Source organism: Micromonospora sp. HB375 (assembly GCF_017872985.1).
GTDB classification, from domain to species: domain Bacteria; phylum Actinomycetota; class Actinomycetes; order Mycobacteriales; family Micromonosporaceae; genus Micromonospora; species Micromonospora chalcea.
Genome location: NZ_JAGGJO010000001.1, coordinates 3,928,369 through 3,951,625 on the forward strand (window position 1 = coordinate 3,928,369; position 23,257 = coordinate 3,951,625).

The 23,257-nt window shown below is 74.8% G+C and carries 23 protein-coding genes; 15 read left to right on the forward strand and 8 right to left on the reverse strand.

All coding sequences use genetic code 11. The features are described from left to right. The first annotated feature begins 331 nt into the window (after positions 1 to 331). The 6 genes from J3R08_RS18045 (at position 332) to J3R08_RS18070 (ending at position 5,649) form a co-directional block, all read left to right on the forward strand. Positions 332 to 1,132 (forward strand): BTAD domain-containing putative transcriptional regulator, encoded by an 801-nt coding sequence (locus J3R08_RS18045; RefSeq protein ID WP_104115211.1) that lies wholly within the window; start codon positions 332 to 334, stop codon positions 1,130 to 1,132. A gap of 63 nt (positions 1,133 to 1,195) precedes the next feature. After that, on the forward strand, positions 1,196 to 1,543 hold the full coding sequence (locus J3R08_RS18050; protein WP_030504426.1) for a TcmI family type II polyketide cyclase: 348 nt from the start codon (positions 1,196 to 1,198) through the stop codon (positions 1,541 to 1,543). A gap of 243 nt (positions 1,544 to 1,786) precedes the next feature. Then, positions 1,787 to 2,770 (forward strand): helix-hairpin-helix domain-containing protein, encoded by a 984-nt coding sequence (locus J3R08_RS18055; RefSeq protein WP_209962135.1) that lies wholly within the window; start codon positions 1,787 to 1,789, stop codon positions 2,768 to 2,770. Positions 2,771 to 2,990: 220 nt separating this feature from the next. Next, complete coding sequence (locus J3R08_RS18060) at positions 2,991 to 4,190, forward strand: low temperature requirement protein A (RefSeq protein WP_113972846.1); 1,200 nt, start codon at positions 2,991 to 2,993, stop codon at positions 4,188 to 4,190. Between the two features lie 121 nt (positions 4,191 to 4,311). Then, positions 4,312 to 4,518 carry a hypothetical protein gene (locus J3R08_RS18065; protein WP_030504423.1) on the forward strand — a complete coding sequence of 69 codons (207 nt, stop codon included), beginning with the start codon at positions 4,312 to 4,314 and terminating at the stop codon, positions 4,516 to 4,518. A 168-nt stretch (positions 4,519 to 4,686) separates the two neighbouring features. Then, complete coding sequence (locus J3R08_RS18070; RefSeq protein ID WP_209962137.1) at positions 4,687 to 5,649, forward strand: TIGR03557 family F420-dependent LLM class oxidoreductase; 963 nt, start codon at positions 4,687 to 4,689, stop codon at positions 5,647 to 5,649. Positions 5,650 to 5,657: 8 nt separating this feature from the next. Here the strand turns inward: J3R08_RS18070 and J3R08_RS18075 are convergent, their stop codons facing one another. The 4 genes from J3R08_RS18075 to J3R08_RS18090 all read right to left on the reverse strand — a co-directional run bounded on the left by J3R08_RS18075 (position 5,658) and on the right by J3R08_RS18090 (position 12,146). Continuing rightward, positions 5,658 to 7,754, reverse strand: a complete 2,097-nt coding sequence (locus J3R08_RS18075) for an amino acid transporter (protein ID WP_209962140.1) — start codon at positions 7,752 to 7,754, stop codon at positions 5,658 to 5,660. Between the two features lie 65 nt (positions 7,755 to 7,819). Then, the gene (locus J3R08_RS18080; protein WP_209962142.1) at positions 7,820 to 8,230 is read right to left on the reverse strand and encodes a hypothetical protein; all 411 of its coding nucleotides are present in this window, start codon (positions 8,228 to 8,230) and stop codon (positions 7,820 to 7,822) included. A 96-nt stretch (positions 8,231 to 8,326) separates the two neighbouring features. Next, entirely contained in the window at positions 8,327 to 9,097 is a 771-nt protein-coding gene (locus J3R08_RS18085; RefSeq protein WP_209962143.1) for a DUF5995 family protein, read from the reverse strand. Between the two features lie 112 nt (positions 9,098 to 9,209). Further along, the gene (locus tag J3R08_RS18090; RefSeq protein ID WP_209962145.1) at positions 9,210 to 12,146 is read right to left on the reverse strand and encodes a LuxR family transcriptional regulator; all 2,937 of its coding nucleotides are present in this window, start codon (positions 12,144 to 12,146) and stop codon (positions 9,210 to 9,212) included. A 207-nt stretch (positions 12,147 to 12,353) separates the two neighbouring features. Here J3R08_RS18090 and J3R08_RS18095 point away from each other — a divergent pair, with 207 nt between their 5' ends. Then, a complete protein-coding gene (locus J3R08_RS18095) occupies positions 12,354 to 14,501 on the forward strand; it encodes an adenylate/guanylate cyclase domain-containing protein (protein ID WP_280841826.1) in 2,148 nt (715 codons plus the stop codon). A 67-nt stretch (positions 14,502 to 14,568) separates the two neighbouring features. Here the strand turns inward: J3R08_RS18095 and paaI are convergent, their stop codons facing one another. Next, positions 14,569 to 14,976 (reverse strand): hydroxyphenylacetyl-CoA thioesterase PaaI, encoded by a 408-nt coding sequence (gene paaI, locus J3R08_RS18100; protein WP_043323587.1) that lies wholly within the window; start codon positions 14,974 to 14,976, stop codon positions 14,569 to 14,571. A gap of 1 nt (position 14,977) precedes the next feature. After that, positions 14,978 to 16,285: a phenylacetate--CoA ligase PaaK gene (gene paaK / locus J3R08_RS18105; RefSeq protein WP_209962149.1), complete on the reverse strand. Its 1,308-nt coding sequence runs from the start codon at positions 16,283 to 16,285 to the stop codon at positions 14,978 to 14,980. Between the two features lie 229 nt (positions 16,286 to 16,514). Here paaK and J3R08_RS18110 point away from each other — a divergent pair, with 229 nt between their 5' ends. Both J3R08_RS18110 and J3R08_RS18115 read left to right on the forward strand, forming a co-directional pair. Further along, positions 16,515 to 16,985, forward strand: coding sequence for a CrcB family protein (locus J3R08_RS18110; protein WP_209962152.1), 471 nt, complete (start codon positions 16,515 to 16,517; stop codon positions 16,983 to 16,985). A 22-nt stretch (positions 16,986 to 17,007) separates the two neighbouring features. Then, on the forward strand, positions 17,008 to 17,370 hold the full coding sequence (locus J3R08_RS18115; protein ID WP_043323585.1) for a CrcB family protein: 363 nt from the start codon (positions 17,008 to 17,010) through the stop codon (positions 17,368 to 17,370). A 9-nt stretch (positions 17,371 to 17,379) separates the two neighbouring features. Here the strand turns inward: J3R08_RS18115 and J3R08_RS18120 are convergent, their stop codons facing one another. Continuing rightward, positions 17,380 to 17,712, reverse strand: coding sequence for a hypothetical protein (locus J3R08_RS18120; RefSeq protein WP_030499339.1), 333 nt, complete (start codon positions 17,710 to 17,712; stop codon positions 17,380 to 17,382). Between the two features lie 88 nt (positions 17,713 to 17,800). Further along, on the reverse strand, positions 17,801 to 19,060 hold the full coding sequence (locus J3R08_RS18125; RefSeq protein WP_209962154.1) for an MFS transporter: 1,260 nt from the start codon (positions 19,058 to 19,060) through the stop codon (positions 17,801 to 17,803). Positions 19,061 to 19,178: 118 nt separating this feature from the next. On the opposite strand from J3R08_RS18125, the gene J3R08_RS18130 reads away from it, so the two are divergent. The 6 genes from J3R08_RS18130 (at position 19,179) to J3R08_RS18155 (ending at position 23,250) form a co-directional block, all read left to right on the forward strand. Then, positions 19,179 to 20,168, forward strand: a complete 990-nt coding sequence (locus J3R08_RS18130) for a LacI family DNA-binding transcriptional regulator (RefSeq protein ID WP_209962156.1) — start codon at positions 19,179 to 19,181, stop codon at positions 20,166 to 20,168. A 32-nt stretch (positions 20,169 to 20,200) separates the two neighbouring features. After that, positions 20,201 to 20,452: a hypothetical protein gene (locus tag J3R08_RS18135; RefSeq protein ID WP_245254764.1), complete on the forward strand. Its 252-nt coding sequence runs from the start codon at positions 20,201 to 20,203 to the stop codon at positions 20,450 to 20,452. 179 nt (positions 20,453 to 20,631) lie between these two features. Further along, positions 20,632 to 21,468 carry a DUF3153 domain-containing protein gene (locus tag J3R08_RS18140; RefSeq protein WP_223201020.1) on the forward strand — a complete coding sequence of 279 codons (837 nt, stop codon included), beginning with the start codon at positions 20,632 to 20,634 and terminating at the stop codon, positions 21,466 to 21,468. A gap of 138 nt (positions 21,469 to 21,606) precedes the next feature. Further along, positions 21,607 to 21,951 carry a hypothetical protein gene (locus J3R08_RS18145; protein ID WP_043330052.1) on the forward strand — a complete coding sequence of 115 codons (345 nt, stop codon included), beginning with the start codon at positions 21,607 to 21,609 and terminating at the stop codon, positions 21,949 to 21,951. Between the two features lie 13 nt (positions 21,952 to 21,964). Then, entirely contained in the window at positions 21,965 to 22,573 is a 609-nt protein-coding gene (locus tag J3R08_RS18150) for a glycine zipper family protein (RefSeq protein WP_043323578.1), read from the forward strand. Next, on the forward strand, positions 22,570 to 23,250 hold the full coding sequence (locus tag J3R08_RS18155; protein WP_209962158.1) for a carboxypeptidase-like regulatory domain-containing protein: 681 nt from the start codon (positions 22,570 to 22,572) through the stop codon (positions 23,248 to 23,250). The genes J3R08_RS18150 and J3R08_RS18155 overlap by 4 nt, the downstream gene beginning before the upstream one ends. The last annotated feature ends 7 nt before the right edge of the window (positions 23,251 to 23,257 follow it).

Here is a 23,257-nt window from a genome sequence, read left to right on the forward strand (position 1 = left end):
CACCCCATCGCGCCACAAACATGGTGACGCTGCGTTGACGGGAGCTGTGCGTGAGCTATGGGAAGATCACCTTCCGGATTCCGGGCGGCGACACTTTTTCGCAGATCACAGGCGTGTTACGGGTCCGCGCCGGACGGTCAGGTGGCCGACCGACCGTTGACTGAGAGTAACAGGCATTGATATTCTCCGTCTCGGTCAGCCCGGCCACGGTGGAGGTTCCGGACCGTGGTGGAGGCGTTCCGACACCGGCGTCGCGGGCGACGGGCCGGGAGACGACGGTCGGGACGAGGGTTCCGGTGCTGGGGGGTGCGCCGTGTCGGGTGGATCGAGGATGCCGACGGCGGGCGAACCCGCCCCACGGGTGGCACTGCACCTGCTCGGCGGTTTCCAGTTGCTGCACGAGGACACTCCGGTGGTCGTACCCCGGGGGCTGCAGCGCGTCATCGCCCTGATCGGCCTGCGCCCGGCCGCCACCCGCAGCCACCTCGCCGGTCTGCTCTGGCCCGAGACCCCCGAGGAGCGCGCGCTGTCGTCGCTGCGGACCGCGCTGTGGCGGCTTCGGCAGGACCCGTGCTGCCCGCTGCGCACCGACGGCGACACCGTCCGCCTCGGACCGACCGTCCGCCTCGACGTGGACGACCTGGTGGAGACGGCCACCCGGGTACGCGAAGGCGCAGTCCCCCGCGGCGCGGCCGGCGCCGGACGCCACGACCTGCTCCCCGGCTGGTACGACGACTGGGTGCTGCTGGAACGCGAACGGCTGCGCCAGCTGCGCCTGCACATGCTGGAGGAACTCGCCGGCAACCACCTCACCGCCGGCCGGCACGGCGAGGCGCTCGAGGCCGCGCTGGAGGCGATGGCCGCCGAACCGCTGCGGGAGACCCCGCACCGCCTGGTGGTCCGCATCCACCTGGCCGAGGGCAACGCGTTCGAGGCGGTCCACTCCTTCTACGTCTACCGTGACCTGCTCCTGCGCGAACTGCGCCTGGAACCGTCCCCGGCCATGACCGCGCTGCTGGACGACACGCTCGCGCCGATCCGGCGGGCCAGCCGCCCGGAACCGCCGCCGCCGCGCCGCACGGACCGGGCCGCCAAGGCGGCACCGCCATCAATCCCCCGGGGTACGCGGTGACGGCGAGGTGACAGCGCGACCGGCACGGTGAGCCCAGCACCGCGCGGCAGAGGGGGTCACACGATGAGTCGACTGTTGGTGGTCAGCCGGATCGTGCCGGGCGCACAGGGACGGGTGGCGCAGATCTTCGCCGAGTCCGACGCGACGGAACTGCCCCACCTCACCGGCGTGCGGCACCGGTCCCTGTACTACCTGCACGACCTGTGCGTCCATCTGATGGAGACCGTCGACGTGGCGCCCGACCTGACCGCGGAACTACGCGACCACCCGCTCTACGAGCAGGTGAACAAGCGGCTGTCCGCGCACACCTCGCCGTACCTGCCGACCTGGGACTCGCCCCGGGACGCGGTGGCCGGCTGCTTCTACAGCTGGACCGCCGCCGGCACCCCTGCGCCCGACCGGATCCGCTGACCGGACACGGGCGACGGACGGGGCGCCCCGGAACCACGCACGGCACCCAGGTTCCGGGGCGCCTCCCGGCCGTGCACCATTCGATTCCCGACGCACGCTCGGTCACTCGCCGGCCACCGGCGGACACCACCCGTCCCGCAGTCGCGGCCCGGCACCAGCCTGCCTGTCGTCGTCGGCGCGCGTGTGCGAAGCTGCCCCGAGTCTTTCGCCACCGTCGTGCACGTACATAGAAGGAGGTTGGCCATGCCGTCGAGCTTCGGGCAGTGGCTGTTCGTGATCCTGGCCCTGCTCATCGGACTGGTCGCCGGCTGGGTGCTCTTCGGCCGCCGGCCCGGCGCCCCGGCGACGCCCACGGTGGAGGGCGCCCCCGCGGTGACCGCCACCGTCGACGAGCCGCGTCCGGTCGCCGTGGTCGACGAGCCGCCGGCGACCGCCACCGTGACCGAGCCCGCCCCCACCGAGTCCGCGACCGCCGAACCGGCCGTAGCCACCGCCGCCCCCACCGCCGACGAGCCGGCCGAGTCCTCCCCCGCCGCCTCCGACCCGGTCGGGTCTGAGCCAGCCACCGAGCCCGTTACCGCCGAGCCGGTCGGGTCTGAGCCGGCCACCGCCGAGCCCGTCGCTTCCGAGCCCGTCGCTTCCGCACCCGTTGCCTCCGAGCGGGTCGAGTCCGAGCCCGTCGGTGCCGAGCCGGTGTCGCCCTCGGCCGACGCCGAGCCGGTTGCCGCGCCCGTGGCCGACGCCGAGCCGGCTCCGGCCGTCGTTGACTCCGACTCGGTGACGGTTCCGGCCACCGTTGACGCCGAGCCGGTGGCGGCTTCGGCAACCCTCGCCGAGGACGAGCCCGCCACGGAGAAGCAGCCCGCGGTCGGCACGGCCGTCGACGCGCCGGCCACCGAGGCCGCGCCGGTCGAGGCCATCGAGCCGGTCGCCGTGCCCGCGCCGCGTACTTCGGTCGAGAATGTCCCGGCCGCGGCGGACACCGACGCGTCGGACGACTTCCGGCGAATCCAGGGCATCGGGCCGAAGCTGGCCGCCGCCCTGCAGGACGCCGGGATCCGCACCTACCGGCAGCTCGCCGAGCTGGACGAGGCTGCACTGCGGCAGACGGTGAAGGCCGCCGGCCTGCGCTCCGCGCCGGGTCTGGCCACCTGGCCGCAGCAGGCGAAGGTGCTGGCGGGTGCCGGCGCTGAGGCCGATCGGGTGCTCCCGGCCGGTGCCGAGTAGACGCTCCTCCGTGTTCCGGGCCGGTGGTGACGATCGTCGCCACCGGCCCGGCGCGTTTCCCGCCCCACCAGAACCCCGAAGTGGTGACATCACCGCGCGACCATCAACCCCCACCCGGACCGGTATGTCGGAAAACTGACCGCTTGCGGACAGGCATCGCTACGGTCGGTGAGGGGCCCTCACGGCCCGCCGCGCGAACCGCCACCCGCAGGAGCATGTCGTGCCCACCGCAGCGCCGGAGCCCGGCCGGCGACCGCCGGTCCGCGATCCGGAGGCGCCGCGCCGGGTGACGCTGCTCGAACTCTTCTTCGACCTGGTCTACGTGGCCGCGCTCGCGTTGATCTCACGGCACCTGGTCGGGTCGGTGTCCTGGGAGCGGGCCGCCGAGTCCCTGGTCATGCTGATGGCGATCTGGTGGACCTGGGCGATCACCACGCTGGTCACCGACATCTACGATCCGCAGCGCACCGAGATCAAGCTGTTGATCGTGGCGGTGATGTTCGGCGCGCTGCTGATGACCACCGCCATCCCGGAGGCGTTCAGCTCCCGAGGGCTGGTGTTCGCCGGCACGTACGTGGCGATCCATCTCGGACGCGGCCTGTTCCTCATGCCCGCCGTACGGCGGCACCCGCAGAGCAACCAGCGGGCCCTGCGCATCTTCGTCTGGTTCGCCGTGTCGGCGGTGCCCTGGCTGGTCGGCGCGCTGGCCGCGCACGGCACCGCACGGCTTTTGCTCTGGTTCGGCGCCCTGGCCATCGACTACCTCGGATTCCGGCTGGCGTACCCGGTGCCGGTCCTGGGCGCGGTGCCGGACTCCCAGCGCAACGTGACCGCCGAGCACCTGTCCGAGCGGTACCAACAGTTCTTCATCATCGCGCTCGGCGACGCCGTGCTGGTCGCCGGCACCGTGTTCAGCCTGCACCACTCCGAGGTGGAGAACCTGGCCGCCTTCACCGTTGCGTTCGCCACCACGCTGCTGCTCTGGCGCATCTACGTGCACAAGTCCGGTGAGCTGCTGCCGCACGCCATCGCCCGGGCCGCCCAGCCGAGCCGGTTCCTCAACACCGCGCCGTACACCCATCTGATGATGGTGGCGGGCGTGGTGACCACCGCGGCGGGCTTCGACCTGGTGCTGCTGGAGCCGACCGGGCACACGCCACCGGCCTGGCTGGCGGTGATCCTCGGCGGGCCGGCGCTGTTCCTGACCGGGCGGGCCGCCTTCGAGTACGAGGTGTTCAGCCGGGTGTCGTCGTCCCGGCCGGGCGGGGTGCTGGCGCTGCTCACGATCGCGCCGGCCGGGTTGTTCCTCGCGCCGGTCTACGCCTCGGCCGGGGCGATGCTGGTGCTGGCCGGGGTGGCGTCCGCCGACTACCACCGCAGCCGGGGCCGCCCGCCGGAGGAGCCGATGCCGCCGCACTGAGCGGGCGCCGCCGGTAATCGGAATCGGCCGCGCCGGGCACCAGCGCGCCGTTTGGCGGATCACCCGCCCGGGGTACATGGCCTCCACCTCGAATCCACCACAACCCCAGTGGAGGCAACTGATGCGCGGCACCTCGATATTCGGCGTCCTGGTCGTCATCTGGCTCATCATCGGTGCCATCGCCGCCGGTCAGCGCGGCTACTACGGCAACGACGAGACGAACTGCGCGGAGGCGGGCACGATCCTGGTCACCATCGTGGCCGGCCCGCTGAACTACATCGGCGCCAACCCGAAGGTGGACTGCAAGCTGCCCGAGCCCTCGAAGTAGATCACCTCCCGGCCCGCGCCCGCCCGGCGAGCGCGGGCCGTTCCGTGCCCGGGGCGCGGCACGCCACCACCCCTAAGGCGTCCTAGGAGGCTGGGTTTGGTCGGGGTTTGCCCGGCGGAGGGGCGGGAACGGCAGCGGTTCGCCGACGACGGAAACGGAGAACCGGGCATGCGGATCGGCTACAAGCTCGCCTCGGAGGCGTTCGGGCCCCGGGAACTCATCCGGCAGGCGATCCGGGCCGAGGAGGTCGGCTTCGACTTCGTCGAGATGAGCGACCACTACCACCCCTGGCTGGAGTCGCAGGGGCATTCCTGCTTCACGTGGAGCGCGCTCGGCGCGATCGCCGCCCGTACCAGCACGCTCGGCCTCGCCACCGGCGTCACCTGCCCCACCGTCCGCTACCACCCGGCGATCGTCGCGCAGGCCGCGGCGACCATGGCGCTGATCTCCGACGGGCGGTTCACGCTCGGCGTGGGCGCCGGCGAGCGGCTCAACGAGCACGTCGTCGGGCAGGGGTTCCCCAGCGTACGGGGGCGGCACGAGCGGCTGCGCGAGGCGCTGGAGATCATCCGGTTGCTCTGGCAGGGCGGCTACCGGTCCTACGAGGGGCGGCACCTGAAGCTGGAGGACGCGCGGGTCTGGGACCTGCCCGACGATCTACCGGTGATCGCCGTGGCGGCCAGCGGCCGGGAGTCCGCCGGGCTGGCCGCCGAGCTGGGCACCGGCCTGTTCGCCACCGAGCCGAAGGCGTCCATCGTCGACCAGTACCGCAACGCCGGCGGCCGGGGCCCCCGCTACGCCGAGGTGCCGATGGCCTGGGCCGCCGACGAGGAGTCGGCGGTACGCGCGGCGAAGGAGACCAGCCGCTGGGCGGTCACCGGCTGGAAGGTGATGAGCGAGCTGCCGAACCCGGTGAACTTCGACGCCGCCACCACCTGGGTCGAGGACCACCACATCCGCAGCCAGTTCTCCGTCGGCCCGGACGCCGGGCCGCACGTGGAGAAGGCGCGCGCGTACGTCGAGGCCGGCTTCGACCACATCGTGCTGCAGAACGCCGGCCCGGACCCGGACGGCTTCCTCGACTTCTGCGCCCGCGACCTGCTGGCCCGGGTACGCGCCCTCGGGTCGTAGCCGGCGGGTCAGCCGCCGACGTGGATGCCGGGACGGCGGGTGGGATCCGGCTCGGACTTGCGGATGATCTCCCGTACCACCGGCGGCGTGTCGCCCCGGCCGAGGATGAGGTAGCGCAGCAGGTGCGCGATCGGGTTCCCCTCCGACCACTCGAAGTGGCAGTGCGGGCGTACCCCGGTGGCGTCGCGCAGCGCCAGCAGGATCGCGGCTATCGCGTTCGGCGCGGCCGGGCTGCTGGCACGCAGGATCCGGTAGCCGCCGGCCTCCACCCCGTGCACCCGCAGCACCTGGCTGAACTGCGACGGGTCGCTCACGTCGATCTCCAGGAAGAGCACGTCGGCGGCGCCGGGCACCGGGTTCATCGACCGTTGCGCCCGCTCCTTGACCCGGTACTCCTTGACCGACCCGCGCTGCCGCTTGTTGGCGATCAGGTGCAGCCGCCCGTCCCGGGCCACCGACTCGTCGACGAACCGGCGGGCCGCCTCGTCGAACTCGATCCGCTCGGCGCGCAGCTCGGTGGTCCGGGTGACGCGGGAGATCAGCGACACCGCGACGATCCCGGCGATGAAGAACCCGGAGATGGTGATGCCGTCCGGCTTGGCCACCACGTTCTCCGCCAGCGCGTACAGCAGCACGGCGGTGAGCAGCGCGAACCCGGCGCCGGCCGCGCGGCTGCCGGCCCGCAGCGCCGCGATGGTCACCGCTATCGCGCCGGAGACCATCATCGCCAGGATGCCGGTGGCGTACGCGCCGGCCTGGGCGTTGACGTCGGCGGCGAACGCGATGGTGATGGCGACGCTGATCGCGGTGTAGACCAGCACCACCGGGCGGACCGCGCGGCCCCACTCCGGCGCCATGCCGTACGACGGCAGGTAGCGCGGCACGATGTTGATCAGCCCGGCCATCGCCGAGGCGCCGGCGAACCAGAGGATGAGGATGCTGCTGATGTCGTAGACGGTGCCGAACGCCTGGCCGAGACGCTCGTGGGCGAGGAACGCGAGCGCCCGGCCGTTGGCCGGCCCGCCGGGCGCGAACGCCTCGGGCGGGATCAGCACGGTGGTCACGAACGTGGTGGCGATCAGGTAGACCGACATGATCAGCGCGGCGGCGGTGAGCAGCCGGCGGGTGTTGCGGATGCGGGCGGCCAGCCGCTGCTCCGGATCGGCGCCGCGGCCGCGCACCAGCGGCATCATGCTCACCCCGGTCTCGAAGCCGGACAGGCCGAGCACCAGCAGCGGGAACGCGAGCGCGCTGGTGGCCAGGACGTCCCCGGGTCCGCCGGCGTCGGCCAGCCGGCCGGTCCAGTCGGCCAGCGGCGCCGGGTCGGCGGCCAGCTCGGCCACGCCGGCGACCACCACCACCGCGTTCAGCGCCAGGAACACCGCCACCAGCGGGATGGCCACCTGCACCGCCTCGCTGAACCCGAGCAGGAACACGCCGCCGAGCACGAGCAGCAGCGCCACGGTGACCAGCACCGCCGCTGTCCGGCCGTGCGGGAACGCGGCGGGCAGGGCCGGGTTCTCCAGCAGGTGCACGCTGGCGTCGGCGGCGGAGAGCGTGATCGTGATGATCCACGAGGTGGCGACGAAGCCCAGCAGCACCAGCACGAAGACCTTGCCGCGCCAGAACGGCAGCAGCCGCTCCAGCATCGCCACCGAGCCCTGCCCGTGCGGGCTCTCCCGGGCCACGCGGCGGTACATCGGCAGCATCCCGAGCAGGGTCAGCGCCACGATCAGCAGGGTGGCCAGCGGACTGAGCGCGCCGGCCGCCACGACCGCGATGCCCGGCAGGTAGGACAGCGTGGAGAAGTAGTCGACGCCGGTCAGGCACATCACCTGCCACCACGGGTGCGACCGGGTCTGGTGCTCCCGTACCTCCGGGCCGACCGGTTCGACGCGGTGGGCGAACAGCCACCGGTGCAGCCGGCCGGGCGGCGGGGCCGGACGGGCCGGGGCGGCCACCCGTTCCGGCAGCTCCGGCACGGGACGACCGGACCGCTCGGCGTGGTCGCCGTGCCGGCCGGCCCGGGCGGCCGCGGCGGCGTGCGCCTCCCGGCGCCGCTCCCGCGTACGCCTGGGCTGTTCCGCGTCCCCCGCCTGCCCCATCTGTTCCCCTTCGTCCCCTGGCAAAGACGGTAGGGGTTGTCCCGGTCGTGGCCCGGCCGAACCGGTCAAAGATCCGCTGCGGCGGCGGTCACCGCGTCGCGCAGCGCGGCCGGGTCGGCCACGGTGACGGTGACCGCCGGGTGCCGCAGCCGCGGACCGGGCGCCAGTGCCGGCACCGGCTCGGCGAACCGCAGGCAGACCCCGGCGGCCAGGCCGGCGCCGAAGGTCACCCCGCCGTCGGCCAGCGACAGGTGCGGGCCGATCGCCCGCCACCAGCGGTACGGCCCGCTCAGCTCGGCGCCGGTGACGTTGTCCCTGGTGGTGCGCAGCAGCCAGGGGCCGAACCGGACGAGCAGACCGTCCGGGCCCCAGTCGACCCAGGCCGTGGCGGGACATACCCCGAGCAGCGCCAGGGGCAGCCGGAAGACCGGGTCGAAGCGGAACGGGAAACGGCGGGTCTGTTCGTCTCGCGGCACGGCGGCGACGTACCCGGTCCGGCGGGGCCGACACCCGCCGGCGGCGTTCCCGCGTCCCGCGCCCGGACGGCGGGACGCGGGAACCCCCCGTCCCGGCTACTGCAGGAACGCCCCGAGGGGTGACAGCAGCAGCCGGCCGAGCAGCGCGGCGTTGTCGTCCAGCCGCGTCCGCTCACACTCGCGGGCCTCCGGGTCGTGGCGGCAGCGCCAGATCTTCTGCGCGTTGCGCCAGGCCACGTTCCGGGTGTACTCCACCAGTTCGCCCTGGTACCAGTCGTCGATGTCACCGTTCACCATGTCGATCATGAGCTGCCAGCTGTCCAGGTAGCCCCGGCGCAGCTGCGGGATCCGCTCGGCGAAGATGTTGTTGATCTCCAGGTAGTCGCGGTGCTGGTCGCTGCCGTCGATCGGCTCGGAGTCCAGGCTGTCGAACGTCGTCACCAGGGCGAACGGCAGGTCGTAGTTGATGTGCGCGTTGACGCCCGCGGCGGCCGAGGGCAGCGGCCGGGCGTCCGGGCCGCGCATCCGCTTGAACAGGCACGCCCACGCCTTCGGCGTGCTCGGGCTGGAGTCGGTCCAGAACCGCAGCGCGTCGAAGTACCGGGCCGCGAACTCCACGTCCAGGCGGGCCAGGAACGCCGGGTCACGGAACCGGTCGTCGTACAGGCCGTCGAGCACGGTGCTGGTGATGACCAGGTAGAGCTTGTTGAAGTCGGCGAGCGGGCAGCTCTCCTCCAGCGGGGGGAGCCGGACCAGCAGATCCTGCAGCTTGGTGAGATGGTCCACGACCGCCGGCACGTCGGCCGGGTGATCGGCGAGCAACCCGACGATGTCCTGGTGCACAGGACCCCAGACCGGTTCGGTCATTTCTCCTCCACGATGGTCGGCGCCCCCACGACGCCACCGGCGCTCCGGCGCACAGCGTGCCAGCCGGCGCCCGCGCGCCGGATCGGTAGAACGACGTATTGCCGACGTACGTCTATCCCGGACGGCTGCGCAGGAAGATCGCGCTGGCCTGCACCCGCGTACGGACCTGCAGCTTGTCGAAGATGTGCGAGACGTGGACGCCGATGGTCCGCTCACTGATGAACAGCCGCTGGCCGATCTCCCGGTTGGTCAGCCCCTCGGCGACCGCCGCGAGCACCTCCCGCTCCCGCGCGGTGAGCGTGGCCAGCTCGTCCACTGCGGGCCCGGCCGGCGCCGCCCGTGGCCGGGGCACCGGCGCGGGGCCGGGCGCGGCGTCCACGGTCACCCGGGCCCGCGAGGCGATGGTACGGATCTCCGCGGTCAGCGGCGCCGCGCCGAGCGACTGGGCCATCTCGTACGCCTGGCGCAGCAGCTTGCCCGCGGTGGCCACCCGGCTGCGCCGTCCCAGCAGCGCCTCGGCCTGCCGCAACCGGGAGTACGCCGCCGGATAGGGGTGGTTGCGCCGGTCCCACTCGAGCGCCGAACGCTCCCACAGCGCGGGGTCGCCACGGCCGTCGTCGAGCCGGCTCAGCTCGGCGTCGCAGAGCGCCAGGAACCCGTCGGCGACGTACCGCACCGGCGCGCCCGCCCGGGCGCTCTTGCGGGTCACCCGGTCGACCGCCTCGCGCAGCCGGCGTACCGCGTTCGGATCCGGCTCGATGGTGCGGCCGGCCGCGGCCTCCGCCTCCGCGCGCAGCCCGTGCCAGGCCAGCGTGGCCAGCACGATCACGTCGTCGGACCGGCTCTCGGTCAGGCCCCGCTGCACCGCCTGCCGGGCCAGGTCGTGCCGGCCCTGCCACATGGACAGGCCGGCGCGCAGGATGAGCATCGGCAGCACGTGCCGGGCGCCGCCGCCGGCCAGCATGGTGGCGACCGCCTCCAGGTCACGGTCGGACGCCTCGACGTCGCCGTACCCGACGGAGAGTCGGCACCGGGCCAGCAGCAGCTCGACCGCGTCGGCGCCGGAGGGGCGGTGCCGCAGCGCGGCGGCGACGACCTTCTCCGCCTCGGCCCACTGCCCCACCCGGAACAGCCCGTTCGTCGCCACCGCCAGCAGCCGGGTCTCCCAGGTGCGGCCCAGCCCCAGCTCGGCGACCCGCTCGGCGCCACGGCGGGCCACCACCACACCCTCCTCGAGGATGTTCAGCGGCCCGGTCATCAGGTCGGCCAGGTGCAGGTACGCGCACGCCACGTCCTCCGGGCCGCCGGAGCGCTCGGCGGTGTCCAGAGCGCGGCGCATGACCGCCAGCCCGGCGGCCGGATCCTCCAGGAACGCCTCGCTGAACCCGAGCGCGGCGCTGGCCATCACCACCTCGGAGGTGGAGCCCGGCACGTCGGCGGCGAGCGCGAGCGCCTCCCGGGCCTGCTCACCGGCCTCGGCGTAGCGGCCCAGGTGCAGCAGCAGCTCGGCCAGCCGGGCCGCGGCCGTGCAGCGCTCGTGCGGCGTGCAGTCGGGCGAGGCCAGCACCCGCCGGTACTCCTCCTCGGCCGGCGCGGACCGGCCCGCCGCGGCCAGGTAGCGGGCGCGGCGGATGTGCAGCGCGCAGACCGGCGGCCCGGACTCCTCGGCGGCCAGCTCCTCCAGCAGGGTCAGGGCGCGGGCGTGTTCCCCGCTGTGGTGCGCGGCCTCGGCGGCGTGGCTGAGCAGCTCGGCCCGGTCCACCTCGACCGGCTCGGGCCGGCCGCCGTCGGGCAGCACCGCAGGCGGCTCGGTGGCGAGCGTCAGCGCGGCCGACCAGTGGCGGTGCGCCTCGGCGTACCCGTGCAGCCGCTCCGCCTCGCGGGCGGCGGCCATCGCGGCGGGCAGCGCCCGGGCCGGCTCACCGGCGTGCCGCCAGTGGTGGGCCAGCCGCGCCTGGTGCAGCTCGCCCGGGGCGGCGGTGAGCGCCTCGGCGAAGCGGCGGTGCAGCGCGGCCCGCTCGGCCGGCAGCAGCTCGCTCGCCAGCACCTCGGCGACCAGCCGGTGGCGCAGCCGGTAGCCGTCGTCGGCGCCGACCAGCAGGCGGTGCGCCACCGCCTCGCGGACCGCGTCGAGCAGCTCCTCCTCGGGCAGCCGGACCACCTGGGCCAGAAGCCAGTGCTCGACCGGTTCGACGCCCACTGCCACCGCGTGCACCACGGCGTGCGCGGGCTGCGGCAGCGCGTCGACCCGGTCCAGGAACACCTCGCGCACGGTGTCGGAGATGCCGTCGCGGCCGTCGCGCCGGTCGCGGGCCAGCTCCTCGGCCACGAACGGGTTGCCGCCGCTGCGCCGCCAGAGCTGGTCGGCGGCCTCCGGCGGCAGCGGCGCCCCGACCACGGCGGCGGCCAGCTCGTCGGTGGCGGCCCGGTCCAGCGGCAGCAGATCGACCACCTGCACCGAGCGCAGCCGGCGCAGTTCGGTGAGGACCCGGCGCAGCGGGTGCGCGCCGCGCAGCGACTCGGCCCGGATCGCGGCCAGCACGGAGAGCTGCAGGTCGCCCAGACCGGCGAGCAGGTAGAGCAGGAGCTGCCGGGTGCTGCGGTCGACCCACTGCAGATCGTCGAGGACGAGCACCAGCGGCCGCCCGCCGGCCACCAGGTGCAGGCCCTGGGCGACGCGCTCCAGCAGCGCCCCGGCGCCGTCCGGGCCGGGCGTCTCCTCGTCGAAGACCTGCAACAGCCCGCGGATCGCCGACGCGGTACGCGCCTCGCCCTGCTCGGCGTCGAGCCGGCGCAACGCCTGGCGTACCGGGTGCAGCGGCGAGGCGTCACCGATGTCCAGGCAGGCGCCGGTCAGCACCAGGGCTCCGGCCTGCCGCAGCTGGTCACCGACCTCGCTCAGCAGGCGGGTCTTGCCCACTCCGCTCTCACCGGTGAGGAACACCGCCCCGGTCTGCCCGGGCCGCAGGTCGTCGTAGAGCGCCGACCGCAGCGTCGCCATGGTGCCGGTGCGGCCGACGAGCGGTGCGGTGTCCACTTCGCTGGCCATGGGACGCAGCCTAGTCACAGGGCCCCGCACCGTTCTACGGCCTCGGGGTCGGACTCGTACTCCTCGCGTCGACTACACGACTAATGGTTGCGGGTGGCCGACATACGTCGTCCTACCGATCCCCCGAGAACCCGGTGGTGAAAGTCTTCGGAGGTCGTCAGGCACCGGACCAGGGAAAGGGTGGGTGCGATGTTGATCACCACGCCCGTGGTAAGTCGGGAAGCCGTCGTCGCGGCCTGCCCGCCGGTGCCGGAGGAACGCCGCACGGTGACCGTCCTCTTCGTCGACATCGTCGGCTCGACCCGCCTGGTCGAGCGGCTCGACCCGGAGGACCTGCGGGCCTTGCAACGCGCCTACTTCGGCACCGTCGCGTCGGTGCTGCGCCGCTGGCGGGGCGTGGTGGAGAAGTACGTCGGCGACGCGGTGATGGCGCTGTTCGGCGCGTCCGCCTCGGACGGCTTCGACGCGTACCGGGCGGTGCGGGCCGGGCTGGACATCCAGGCCGCGCTGGACCGGCGGCGGCCGGGCGGCGTCCGGCTGCGCGTGCGGGTCGGCGTGGCGACCGGCGAGGTGCTGCTCGACCTGGCCGGCGCCCGCGACGGCGGCCACGGCGCGGCGAGCGGCGCGGTCATCACCACCGCGGCCCGGCTCCAGGAGCACGCGCCGCCCGGTGGCGTGGTGGTCTGCCCGGTCACCCGCGACGCGGTGGCCGGCCTGGTCGAGCAGCGTCCACTGGCCACCATGACGCTCGCCGGCAAGTCGCTGCCGCTGGACGTGTGGCGGGTGACCGGGACCGCCGGGCGCCGGCCGGCGCGGCATCGCGCCCCGCTGGTCGGGCGACGGCGTGAGCTGGCCACCGCGGCCGAGGAGGTGACCGCCGCGCTCCGGCAGCGACGTCCCCGGTGGATCTCGCTGGTCGGGCCGCCCGGCAGCGGCCGCAGCCGGCTGCTGCACGAGGTGATCCGCGCGGTGTCCCAGGTGGACGGTGTCCCGGTACTCCGGCGGGTGGCGTACTGCCCGCCGTACCCGGCCGGCGAGCTGGCGCCCCTGGCCGACCTGCTCCGCACCCGGGCCGAGGCGCCGCGCCCACTGCCGGGCGTGGCCGTCGACGGTCCGGGCGGCGGGGCGCTGGCCGCGTTCCTGGCCGCGCCGCACGACGACACCGCGGCGGCGCGGGCCGTGGTGGCCTGCCGGGAGGCGCTGCTCGGCCTGGCCGCCGAGGCGCCCGTGGTGGTGGCCGTCGACGACCTGGACCGGGCCGCGCCGGCGCTGCGCCGGTTCCTGCGCCAGCTCCACGTCGCGGCGAGCGACCGCGGGCTGCCGCTCGCGGTGGTCACCACGTACGGCTCCGGGTCGGCCGACCCGCTGCCCGCCCCGGGGACCCGGCGGATCCCGCTGCGCCCGCTGAGCCCGCTGGAGACCGGACGGCTGCTGCGGCACCTGCTCGGCCACACCGGCCGGCCAGCCGCGCTCGCCGCGCGGCTGCTCCCCCTGGCCGGCGGCAACCCGGCCGTCGCGACCGCGTACGCCCTGACCGACCCGGCGGACGAGCCGGCCGGCGTGCCCTCGGCCGCGCGGCGGCTGGTGGACGCCCGGCTGGACCGGCTGGACGGCACGCACCGGGCGGTGCTGATGGCCGCCGCCGCCCGCGGCGGCCCGGTCGCCGCCGCGACGGTGGAGGCGATGCTCGGCTGGCCCGCCGGCCGGGCCACGCCGGCGCTGCGCGCCCTGGCCGCGGCCGGACTGCTGCGGCCCGTCGCGCCGGGCGGGTGGACGGTCGAGCCGCTGGTGGCGCGGGTGGCCGCGCACCGGCTCTCCCGGGCCGTGCGAGCGGATTTCGCCCGCCGTCTTCGCGCCGCGTCCGGAGTCGGCGACATCGGCGCAATGGCGGACGGCGAGCGCGTCGCCGCCCGGGCCGGTGTCCGGACCGTCGGCGCGGCCGTACCGCCGGGCGTGGCCGGTGGCGGACGCGCCGCCGCCCGGACGGCCGGAGCGGGCGCGGGTCGGCATCCGGCCCGCGTCCCGGAGGACACCGCTGCCGGCTTCGCGCCGGGAGCGGGAGCCGGTGTCCCCGCACGGGACCCCGACGAGCGGGAACTCTGCCCGCTCGGGGCGGGACGGTCGCGCCGGTCGGGTGGAGGGGCCCGACCGGCGCCCGGCCCGCCGGATCGGAGCGGCGTGCTCCGGGCGGTGCCCGGGCCGTCCTGGGCCGGACCGGCGACGGCCGGCGATCTCGCGGCGTGGCCCGGGTGGCGGACCGTCCCGTTACCCGGAGCCGCGGCGCGGCCTGAGAGGGCAGGCCGCGCGCGGCGAAGAGCCGAGCCCGGCGGGTACGCGACTGGGCTCGCCGCATGACGGCGACGTCCGGGTCGGAGCGGGCACGGGGCCACTCCGGCCCGGGCGGCTCGTCGGGCGGTGGCCGTCAGCCGCGGGCGATGGTGCGGCTTCGTCCCCGGAACTCCGCCACCACCTCGTCGCCGCGCCGCACCGTGACGTCGTAGATGCCGCTGCGGCCCTGCCGGACCCGCTCGGTGGCGTACGCCTCCAGCACGTCGCCCTCGCGTACCGGTCGCAGAAAGCTGATCTCGCCGCCGGCCGCGACGGTGGCCGGGCCGTGGCTGTTGCAGGCGAGCGCGAACGCGGTGTCGGCGAGCAGGAACACGAAGCCGCCGTGCCCGATCGCGTGCCCGTTGAGCATCGCCGGGGTGACCCGCATCCGCGCCACGGCCGCGCCGTCACCGGCCGAGACGAGTTCGATGCCGAGCCCCTTGGACGCCACGTCGGCGTCGAACATGTCGTGCGCCGCGGTGCGGCCGCCGTCGTCCGCCATGTCAGCGCTCCCGCCGCTGGTCGACGATGCGGCGCATCTTGCCCATCGACCGTTCCACCCCGTCCGGTTCGATCACCCGCACCGCGACGGAGACGCCGATGGTGTTCTTGACCTGCTCGGCCAGGGCCGCGCCGGCCCGTTCGGCCTCGTCGGCGGCGGCGTCCGCGCGCCGCTCCACGTGGACGGCGAGCGTGTCCATCCGCCCCCGCCGGTCGAGCACGCACTGGAAGTGCGGCGACAGGGCCGGGGTACGCAGGATCAGCTCTTCGATCTGCGTCGGGAAGACGTTCACCCCCCGGACGATCATCATGTCGTCGGTCCGTCCGGTGATCTTCTCGATCCGCCGCATCGGGCGGGCTGTGCCGGGCAGCAGCCGGGTCAGGTCCCGGGTGCGGTAGCGGACCACCGGCATGGCCTCCTTGGTCAGCGAGGTCAGCACCAGCTCGCCCCGCTGTCCGTCGGGCAGCACCTCCCCGGTCACCGGGTCGATGATCTCCGGGTAGAAGTGGTCCTCCCACAGGTGCAGGCCGTCCTTGGTCTCCACGCACTCGACCGCCACCCCCGGGCCCATCACCTCGGACAGGCCGTAGATGTCCAGCGCGTGCATGTCTAGGCGCTGCTCCAGCTCACGGCGCATGTCCTCGGTCCACGGCTCGGCGCCGAAGACGCCCACCCGCAGCGAGGTGGCGCGCGGGTCGACGCCCTGGCGTTCCATCTCGTCCACGATGGCGAGCATGTAGCTCGGGGTCACCATGATGACCTCCGGTTCCAGGTCGCGGATCAGCATGACCTGGCGCTCGGTCATGCCGCCGGAGGCCGGGACGACGGTGCAGCCCAGCTCCTCGGCGCCGTAGTGCGCGCCGAGGCCGCCGGTGAACAGCCCGTAGCCGTACGCGACGTGCACCCGGTCACCGCGGCGGCCACCGGCGGCCCGGATCGAGCGGGCCATCAGCTTCGCCCAGGTGTCCAGGTCGGCGCGGGTGTAGCCGACCACAGTCGGGCGTCCGGTGGTGCCGGAGGACGCGTGCAGGCGGGCGATCCGCTCGCGGGGCACCGCGAACATGCCGAACGGGTAGTTCTCCCGCAGCTCCGCCTTCGTGGTGAACGGGAAGCGGGCCAGGTCGGTCAACTCGCGCAGGTCGCCCGGGTGCGCGCTGGCGTCGTCGAACGCGCGGCGGTAGTGCGGCACGTTGTCGTACGCGTGCCGCAGCGAGTGGCGCAGCCGGTCCAGCTGCAGGGCGCGCAGCTCGTCGACGCCGATCCGCTCGACGGGATCCAGCTCGTCCGGACGAGGGGTGCGGTCCTGCACGGCTTCCTCCTGGCGCGACGGGCCCCGGGCACCGCCGCGCCGGGCGCTGCCGCCCACCGTACGCCCCTCATCCCTCCCCCACCCCCCGCCCCCGTGATCTTGCACTTGCCGCCCCTCGGGTGTCCGCTTCGCGCGCAATGCCGGGGCTGGAACCGCAAGATCACCGAGAGCGGGGGCGCGGGCGGACGGCGGGAGCGGGGTTATGCTCGCGGGGGCGGTGGGAGGTGTGGTGTCGGATCCGCGCGTTGATCCGGACGTCGACCTGCGCGTACCGGCGGACCGGTCGGAACTGTCCGCGCACCCGGCGGCCGTGCTCGGCGTGATCGCCGCCGGTGGCGTGTTCGGCGCGCTCGCGCGGGCGGGCGCGCAGGCGGCGGTGCCACACCGGGCCGGCGAGTTTCCGTGGGCCACGTTCGCCGTCAACGTCACCGGCTGCCTGCTGATCGGTGCGCTGACGGCGATGCTCGCCGCCCGCCCGGCCCACCCGCTGACCCGGCCGTTCCTCGGCGTCGGCGTGCTCGGCGGGTTCACCACGTTCTCCGCGTACGCGGTCGACGCGCAGCGGCTGCTGACCGACGGCGCGGCGGCGACGGCGGGCGTCTACCTGGCCGCCACGGTGCTCGGCGCGCTGGCCGCGGTCGCGGCCGGGGACGCGGTGACAGCGCGCCTGCTGGCCGCCCGGCACGGGCGGGCCCCGTGACCGCCCAGACGGTGGCGGGCCGATGACCGTCCTGCTGATCGCGCTCGGCGCCGCGCTCGGCGCGCCGCTGCGCTACCTGACCGACCGGGCGGTGCAGGCCCGGCACGGCTCACCGTTCCCGTGGGGCACGCTCACCGTGAACGTGGCCGGGTCGCTGCTGCTCGGCGGCCTGCTCGCGGCGCCCGTCGACCCGGCGGTGACCGCGCTGGTCGGCACCGGTTTCTGCGGCGCGCTGACCACCTGGTCGACGCTGAGCTACGAGACGCTGCGCCTGGCCCGCACCGGGAAGCGCCGCCTCGCGTACGCGAATGCGGCGCTCAGCGTGGCCGCGGGCCTGGGCGCGGCGTTCCTGGGCTACGCCCTCGTCACCGCGCTGACCGGCTGACCGCGCCGGTCAGCGGGCCCGGCGTTCCGGGTGGGCCCGGTTCCACGCCCGCATCCGCTCCGGGTAGCCGGTGCGGGCCGCCTCGTACAGCGGCACCGCGTGCTTCTGGGCGATCTTGCCGGCGGCGCGGGGCGAGCCGGTACGGCGGCGGATCCACTCACCGTCGTGCGCGATGGCGACGACTGTGGTGTCGGTGGCGGTGGTCTCCGGTTCCAGGTAGAACTCGACCCCGCGCCGGCTGGTGACGAACGCCTCCAGCTGCGCCAGGTCCTCCTTGGTCGCCTCGCGGTCGAGCTTCGTGGGCGTCGTCGGGTCGGCGGCCCGGCGGCTGAACCAGCCCATGCCCGCCTCCTCTCCTCGGCGTTCGCTCCAGTGCAGCACGCCGGCCTGGCAGGCGGCTGGGAGCGCGGTGGGAGTCGGCTGGACCGGCTCAGCCGACCTTCGCCGCCGGTGCGCCGGCCTGCGTGTCCGGCGCGGCGGGGCGCTCCCGCAGCACCGGCACCAGCGCGAGCGCGAGCAGCAGGAGCAGCGGCACCACGCCGAGCGCGGACAGCACGCCGAAGTGGTCGCCGAGGAAGCCGAGCAGCGGCGGCCCGGCCAGGAAGGCGGTGTAGCCGATCACCGCGACCACGCTCACCCGGGCCGGGGCCTTGTCCTCGTCGTCGGCGACGGCGCTCATCCCGACCGGGAAGCCGAGCGAGGCGCCGAGTCCCCACAGCGCGACGCCGACCACCGCGAGGGGGCCGTTCCCGGCCAGTACGGCGAGCGCCGCGCCGGCGGACGCCATCGCGATGGTGGTGAACAGGACCGGCACCCGGCCCCACCTGTCGATGGCGACGGTGCCGACGGTGCGGCCGATCGTCATGCCCACCACGAACACGCCGAACACCGCGGCACCGACCGCCTCGTCGACCCCGTACCCGTCGACGAACGCCACCGCGAGCCAGTCGTTGGCACTGCCCTCGGTGAACGCCATGACCAGCACGAGCAGGCCGACCAGCAGGGTGCGGGGCTCGCGCCAGGCGGCCAGCAGCGCCTGCCGCCGGGCGGCCGGCTCCCCGGCCCCGGCCGCCTCGGCGGTGGCCGCGAGGAATGCCCGGGCGCCGACCAGCGTGCCGGCCAGGATCAGCACGGACAGGACCGGCAGGTGCACGCCCACGGGTACGCCGAAGTGCGCGGCGCCGGCGCCGAGCCCGGCCCCGGCCACCGAGCCGAGACTCCAGGCGGCGTGGAACCGGGGCAGGATGGTGTAGCCGAGGCGCTTCTCCACGGCCGCGCCCTCGACGTTCATCGCCACGTCGCACATGCCGGAGCCGAAGCCGAACGCGGCGAGGCCGAACCCCACCCCGACGACCGAGCCGACCAGGCTGGCGGACAGACCCGCCACGGTCAGGCCGAGCGAGACCAGCACCACCGACACGGCGACAGTGCGCGCGGGCCCGAGCCGCTGGGTGACCAGGCCGGCCGTCGGCATGGCCAGCAGCGAACCCGCCGACGCGCAGAGCAGCAGCAGGCCGAGCCGCCCCGGGTTGAGGTCGAGCGCCTCCTGGGCCGCCGGGACCCGGGAGAACCAGCTCGCCACCGCGAGCCCGTTGAGGGCGAAGACGACGGCGACGCCGTTGCGGGCGGTCAGCACCGCCCGGGGCGCCGGTGGCCGCTTCCCGGCCGGTGCGTCGATGGTGCTGCTCACGGTGCGGTGGTCCCTTCCCCCGTCTGGTTCCCGACGACAATCGCACACCTGAGAGCGCTTCCACCACAAGCGCCGTTATGGCTTCGCCCATCCACGCCGGAGCAGGCATGATGCGGACATGGGTACGCCGACCGCACGTCCCGCCACGCTCGACGACGTCGCCCGCGGCGCCGGGGTGTCCCGGGCCACCGCCTCCCGGGTGCTCGGCGGCTACGGGTTCGCCTCGGCGGACGCCCGCGCCCGGGTGCACGCCGCCGCCGAGCGCCTCGGCTACGTGCCGGACCTCGCGGCCCGGTCGCTGGTGCGCGGAGCGGGCGTACGCCTGGTGGTGGCCGTGGTGGGCCGCGACGACACCGTGCTGGACGACCCGTACGTGCACCGGGTGGTGGGCGCGGCGTCGCGGGTGGGCGCGCCGCACGGCGTCGGGGTGGCGCTGGAGTGGCTGCCGCTGGCCGACCCGTCCGGGCTGACCCGGCTGGGCGCCGACCGGGGCGTGTGCGGGGTGATCCTGGTCAACACGACCCAGGCCGCGCTGGACGCGGTGCCGCCGAGGCTGCGCGGCCGGGTCGTCTCGATCGGTCAGGGCTCTCCGGCGGTGCCGTCGTTCGACGTCGACAACGCCGGTGGCGCGGGTGAGGTGCTGCGTCACCTGTACGCCACCGGCCGGCGCCGCGTCGTCATGGTCACCGGGCCGCGCTGGTTGAGCTGCGCAGAACGGTCGGTGACCGCGTACCGGGAGCTGATGCGGGAGTCCGGGTCGCCGGAGCGGCTGGTCACCGGCGACTTCACCGCGGCGCGGGGCGGCCGGGCGGCACTGGAGGCGCTGCGCCGGTGGCCGGACGCCGACGCGGTCTACGCGGCCAGCGACGCCACCGCGTTCGGCGTGATCGCCGCGCTGCGCGGGCGCGGCGTGCGGGTGCCGCACGACGTGGCGGTGGCCGGGTTCGACGACCTGCCGTACGCGGCGATCAGCAGCCCGCCGCTGACCACCGCGACCCACCCGGTGGACCGGATCGCCGCCGCCGCGGCCACGGCCGTGCTGACGCGCGCGCCGGTCGCCCCGAGCACCGCGTTCCCGTCGACGCTGGTGGCCCGCGAGAGCGCCTGACGGTCGACGGGTACGGCGAAGGAGGGCCTCCGGTGGGCGGTGTCATGACGTGGATGTACCGGGGCGGCCGGGTGGTGCTGCGCCGTCGCCGCCGCGAGCCGGTCCGGCTGGTCGAGGTGCCGGTGGCGCAGCGGCCACCGATCCTGCGCCGGCATCTCGCGCTCGCTCCCGGCGCGCGCCCGCACGCGCCGGTGGACCGGCACGCCCCGCTCGCCGACTTCGCCCGGGTCGCCCCCGGCATCCCGGTCTTGCGGATCGTCGCGGCGGAGTCCCCGGCGCGGTGACCCGCCGCCCGGGTCGTCACCGGGAACCCCGGCGGAACGGCGACACGACAATCCTTCAGAATATCGATCGCTCACGTTTTCGACGTCGTCCGAATGGGAGAGGACGCCGGTAAGATCGGCGACAGAACGGCGACCGATCACGGACTGCCCGGCGGGCTGCACCGGCTCACACTGAGCGCATGAATACGAGACTCCGCCGCAGCCGGGCATTCCGCCTCGCGGTGTGTCTCGCCCTCGTGGCGATATTGAGCGGCTGCATGCAGCTCAACCTCGGGCTGACCGTGAACGACGACGACACGGTCTCCGGTCAGCTCCTGCTCACCGCGCCGAAGTCCGTGCTCAAGCAGCGCAACCCGGACCCGGCGGTGGCCTTCGCGGAACTGCGGCCGAACATTCCCTCACTTCCGCCCGGAGCGGAGACCCGGTACGAGGACGCCACCTCGTACGGCATTCAGATCACGTACCGGAAAACACCGCTGGCACAATTCACGAGCGAAAGCGTGAATCTTGTCCGGGACGATGATCTGTATCGCTTCTCGCTCCCGCTGGACCCGAAGAAATACGGCGGCAAGTTCGGGCAGCAGGATCCGCGCCAGCAGCAGGCGTTCATGACGCTGATGGCGTTCGAGATCTCGGTGACGTTCCCCGGCCGGGTGCTCGACACCAACGGCACTGTCACCGGGCGCTCGGTCACCTGGAAGGTGGTCGCCAACCAGCCCAAGCCGTCCGAGCTGCGCGCCGTCGCCCAGGCGCCCCCGCCGCCGGCCACCAGCCCGGCCGCCGTGGTGACCGGTGACGGTTCCTTCCCGTGGCTGCCGGTGGTGGCCGCCGTGGTCGTCCTGCTGCTGGTCGCCGCCGTCGTGCTCGTGCTGCTGATGCGGCGGCGGCGCTCCCGCGGCGGCCCGGACGCGACGGCGACCACCGGCCCGGGCGTGCCGGCCGGCCCCGCCCCGGCCTCCACCGGCGCCCCGGCCGCGCCCGACGCACCGACTCGACCCGCCGGTCCGCCGGCCTGAGCCCACCGACCACCGACGGCGTCCGCGCCGGCGGCCCACCAGCACACCGGGCGGAGGCTGGGTCACGTGACCCGGAACGCCGCCGCACCATCCCACCCCGATCTGCACCACCGCACCATCGAAAAGAGGGGGATCGCCGTGAACGATCTCTTCACCTGGGCCGCCCTGGGCAGCCTGACCGGCGCCAGCGCCGCCACCCTGCTCGCCGCGAACGTCGTCGGCGGGCTGATCGGCCCGAGCGGCGACAAGGCGCGCAAGTGGATCGCGCTGGGCTTCGCGCTCCTGCTGTCCTACCTGACCGCCGCGTTCGCCGCCGACGCCGGCCCGGAGAAGTGGATCATCGCGTTCTTCAACGGGCTGGTGATCTTCTCCGCCGCGCTCGGCGTCAACCAGCTCCCCCCTGGTAACCGGCAGGCGACGCAGGCGTCGCCGACCCAGCTCGCCCAGGGCCGCGAGCCCCGCTACGTCCGCTCCTGGGTCTGAGAGAGGTGACCCCATGATCTTCGGCATCCTCAGCGCGGCCGTCCAGGTCGTCTTCGGCGCCGTACTCGGGCAACTCGCCGCCGGCACCGTCGGCCTGCTGGCCGGCGCGGTCGTCGGCCTACTCGTCGGCGCGCCGTTCGGCTGGGCGTCCGCGTCCGCTGGCACGTACGGCGCCGACCCGAAGGGGATCTTCCTGTTCGTGGTCGACCACACCTGGAGCCTGCTCAACACGTTCGCCGGGGCGCTCTTCCTGGCCCTGCACCTGGTCTTCGGCCACCAGCTCGACCGGATCGTCTCGGCTGGCAGCGGCCGGGTCAACGTGATCGAGGGCGTCTCACCCCGGTACGCGACCACGATCGGCACCGTGTGCGCCGGCTCCAGCCCGGGCATCCAGCGCCACGAGGACGTGCACGTGTTCCAGGCCCGGCTGCTCGGCCCGTTCTACCTGCCGCTCGTGGCTCTCAACTACGTGCTGTTCACCATCGCCCCGGTGTGGCTGCTCTGGCACGACCACACCAACGCGCCGATCAACCGGTTCACCCGCTACTTCGAGATCGGCGTCTACCCGCACGTGTGGAACGAGGCCATCGCGTACCGGATCCAGGGGACGCCACCGCGATGACCGGCGCGATCGAGGCGGCCGTCGCGGACGTCGCGAGCTGGCTCACCGGAGCCGCGGGTGAGCCCGTACCGGTCGGTCCGCCGCGCGACGACCCCGACGGCGGCCTCACGGTCTGGCCGCTGGAGCTGCGGCCGGCCCGGCAGACCGCCACCGGCGGCGCGGCGCGCGAGCCGTACCGGTTCGTGGTCCGCCTGCTGGTCTCCGGCGGCGGGCCGGCCGCCCTCGCGGCGCTGGACCGGGTGCTCGCCGCCGCCACCACGGCGGGCCGGCCGGAACTGGTGCTCGCCACCGGCGACCCGGCGTTGTGGCGGGCGCTCGGCGTGGCGCCCCGGCCGGCGCTGCTGCTGGACGTGCCGGCCCGCATCGACCGGCCGGTCCCGATCGCGCCGCCGGTGCGGCACCCGCTGCGACTGCGGCAGCTCGGCATGCGCACGCTCGACGGCCGGGTGGTCGGCCCGCAGGACCAGCCGCTCGCCGCCGTCCGGGTGGAGCTGGTGGGCACCGCCCAGGCCACCGAGACCGACACCGCCGGCCGGTTCCGGCTGACCGGCGTGCCGCACGACCCCGACGCGCCGGACGCCCCGGTGCGGATCCGGCTGGTCGGCGCGGGACGCGTCCACACCGCCGAACTCGATCCGGACGGCGACCACCTGATCGTCGTCCGCGCGCCCGACTGACGTCCGA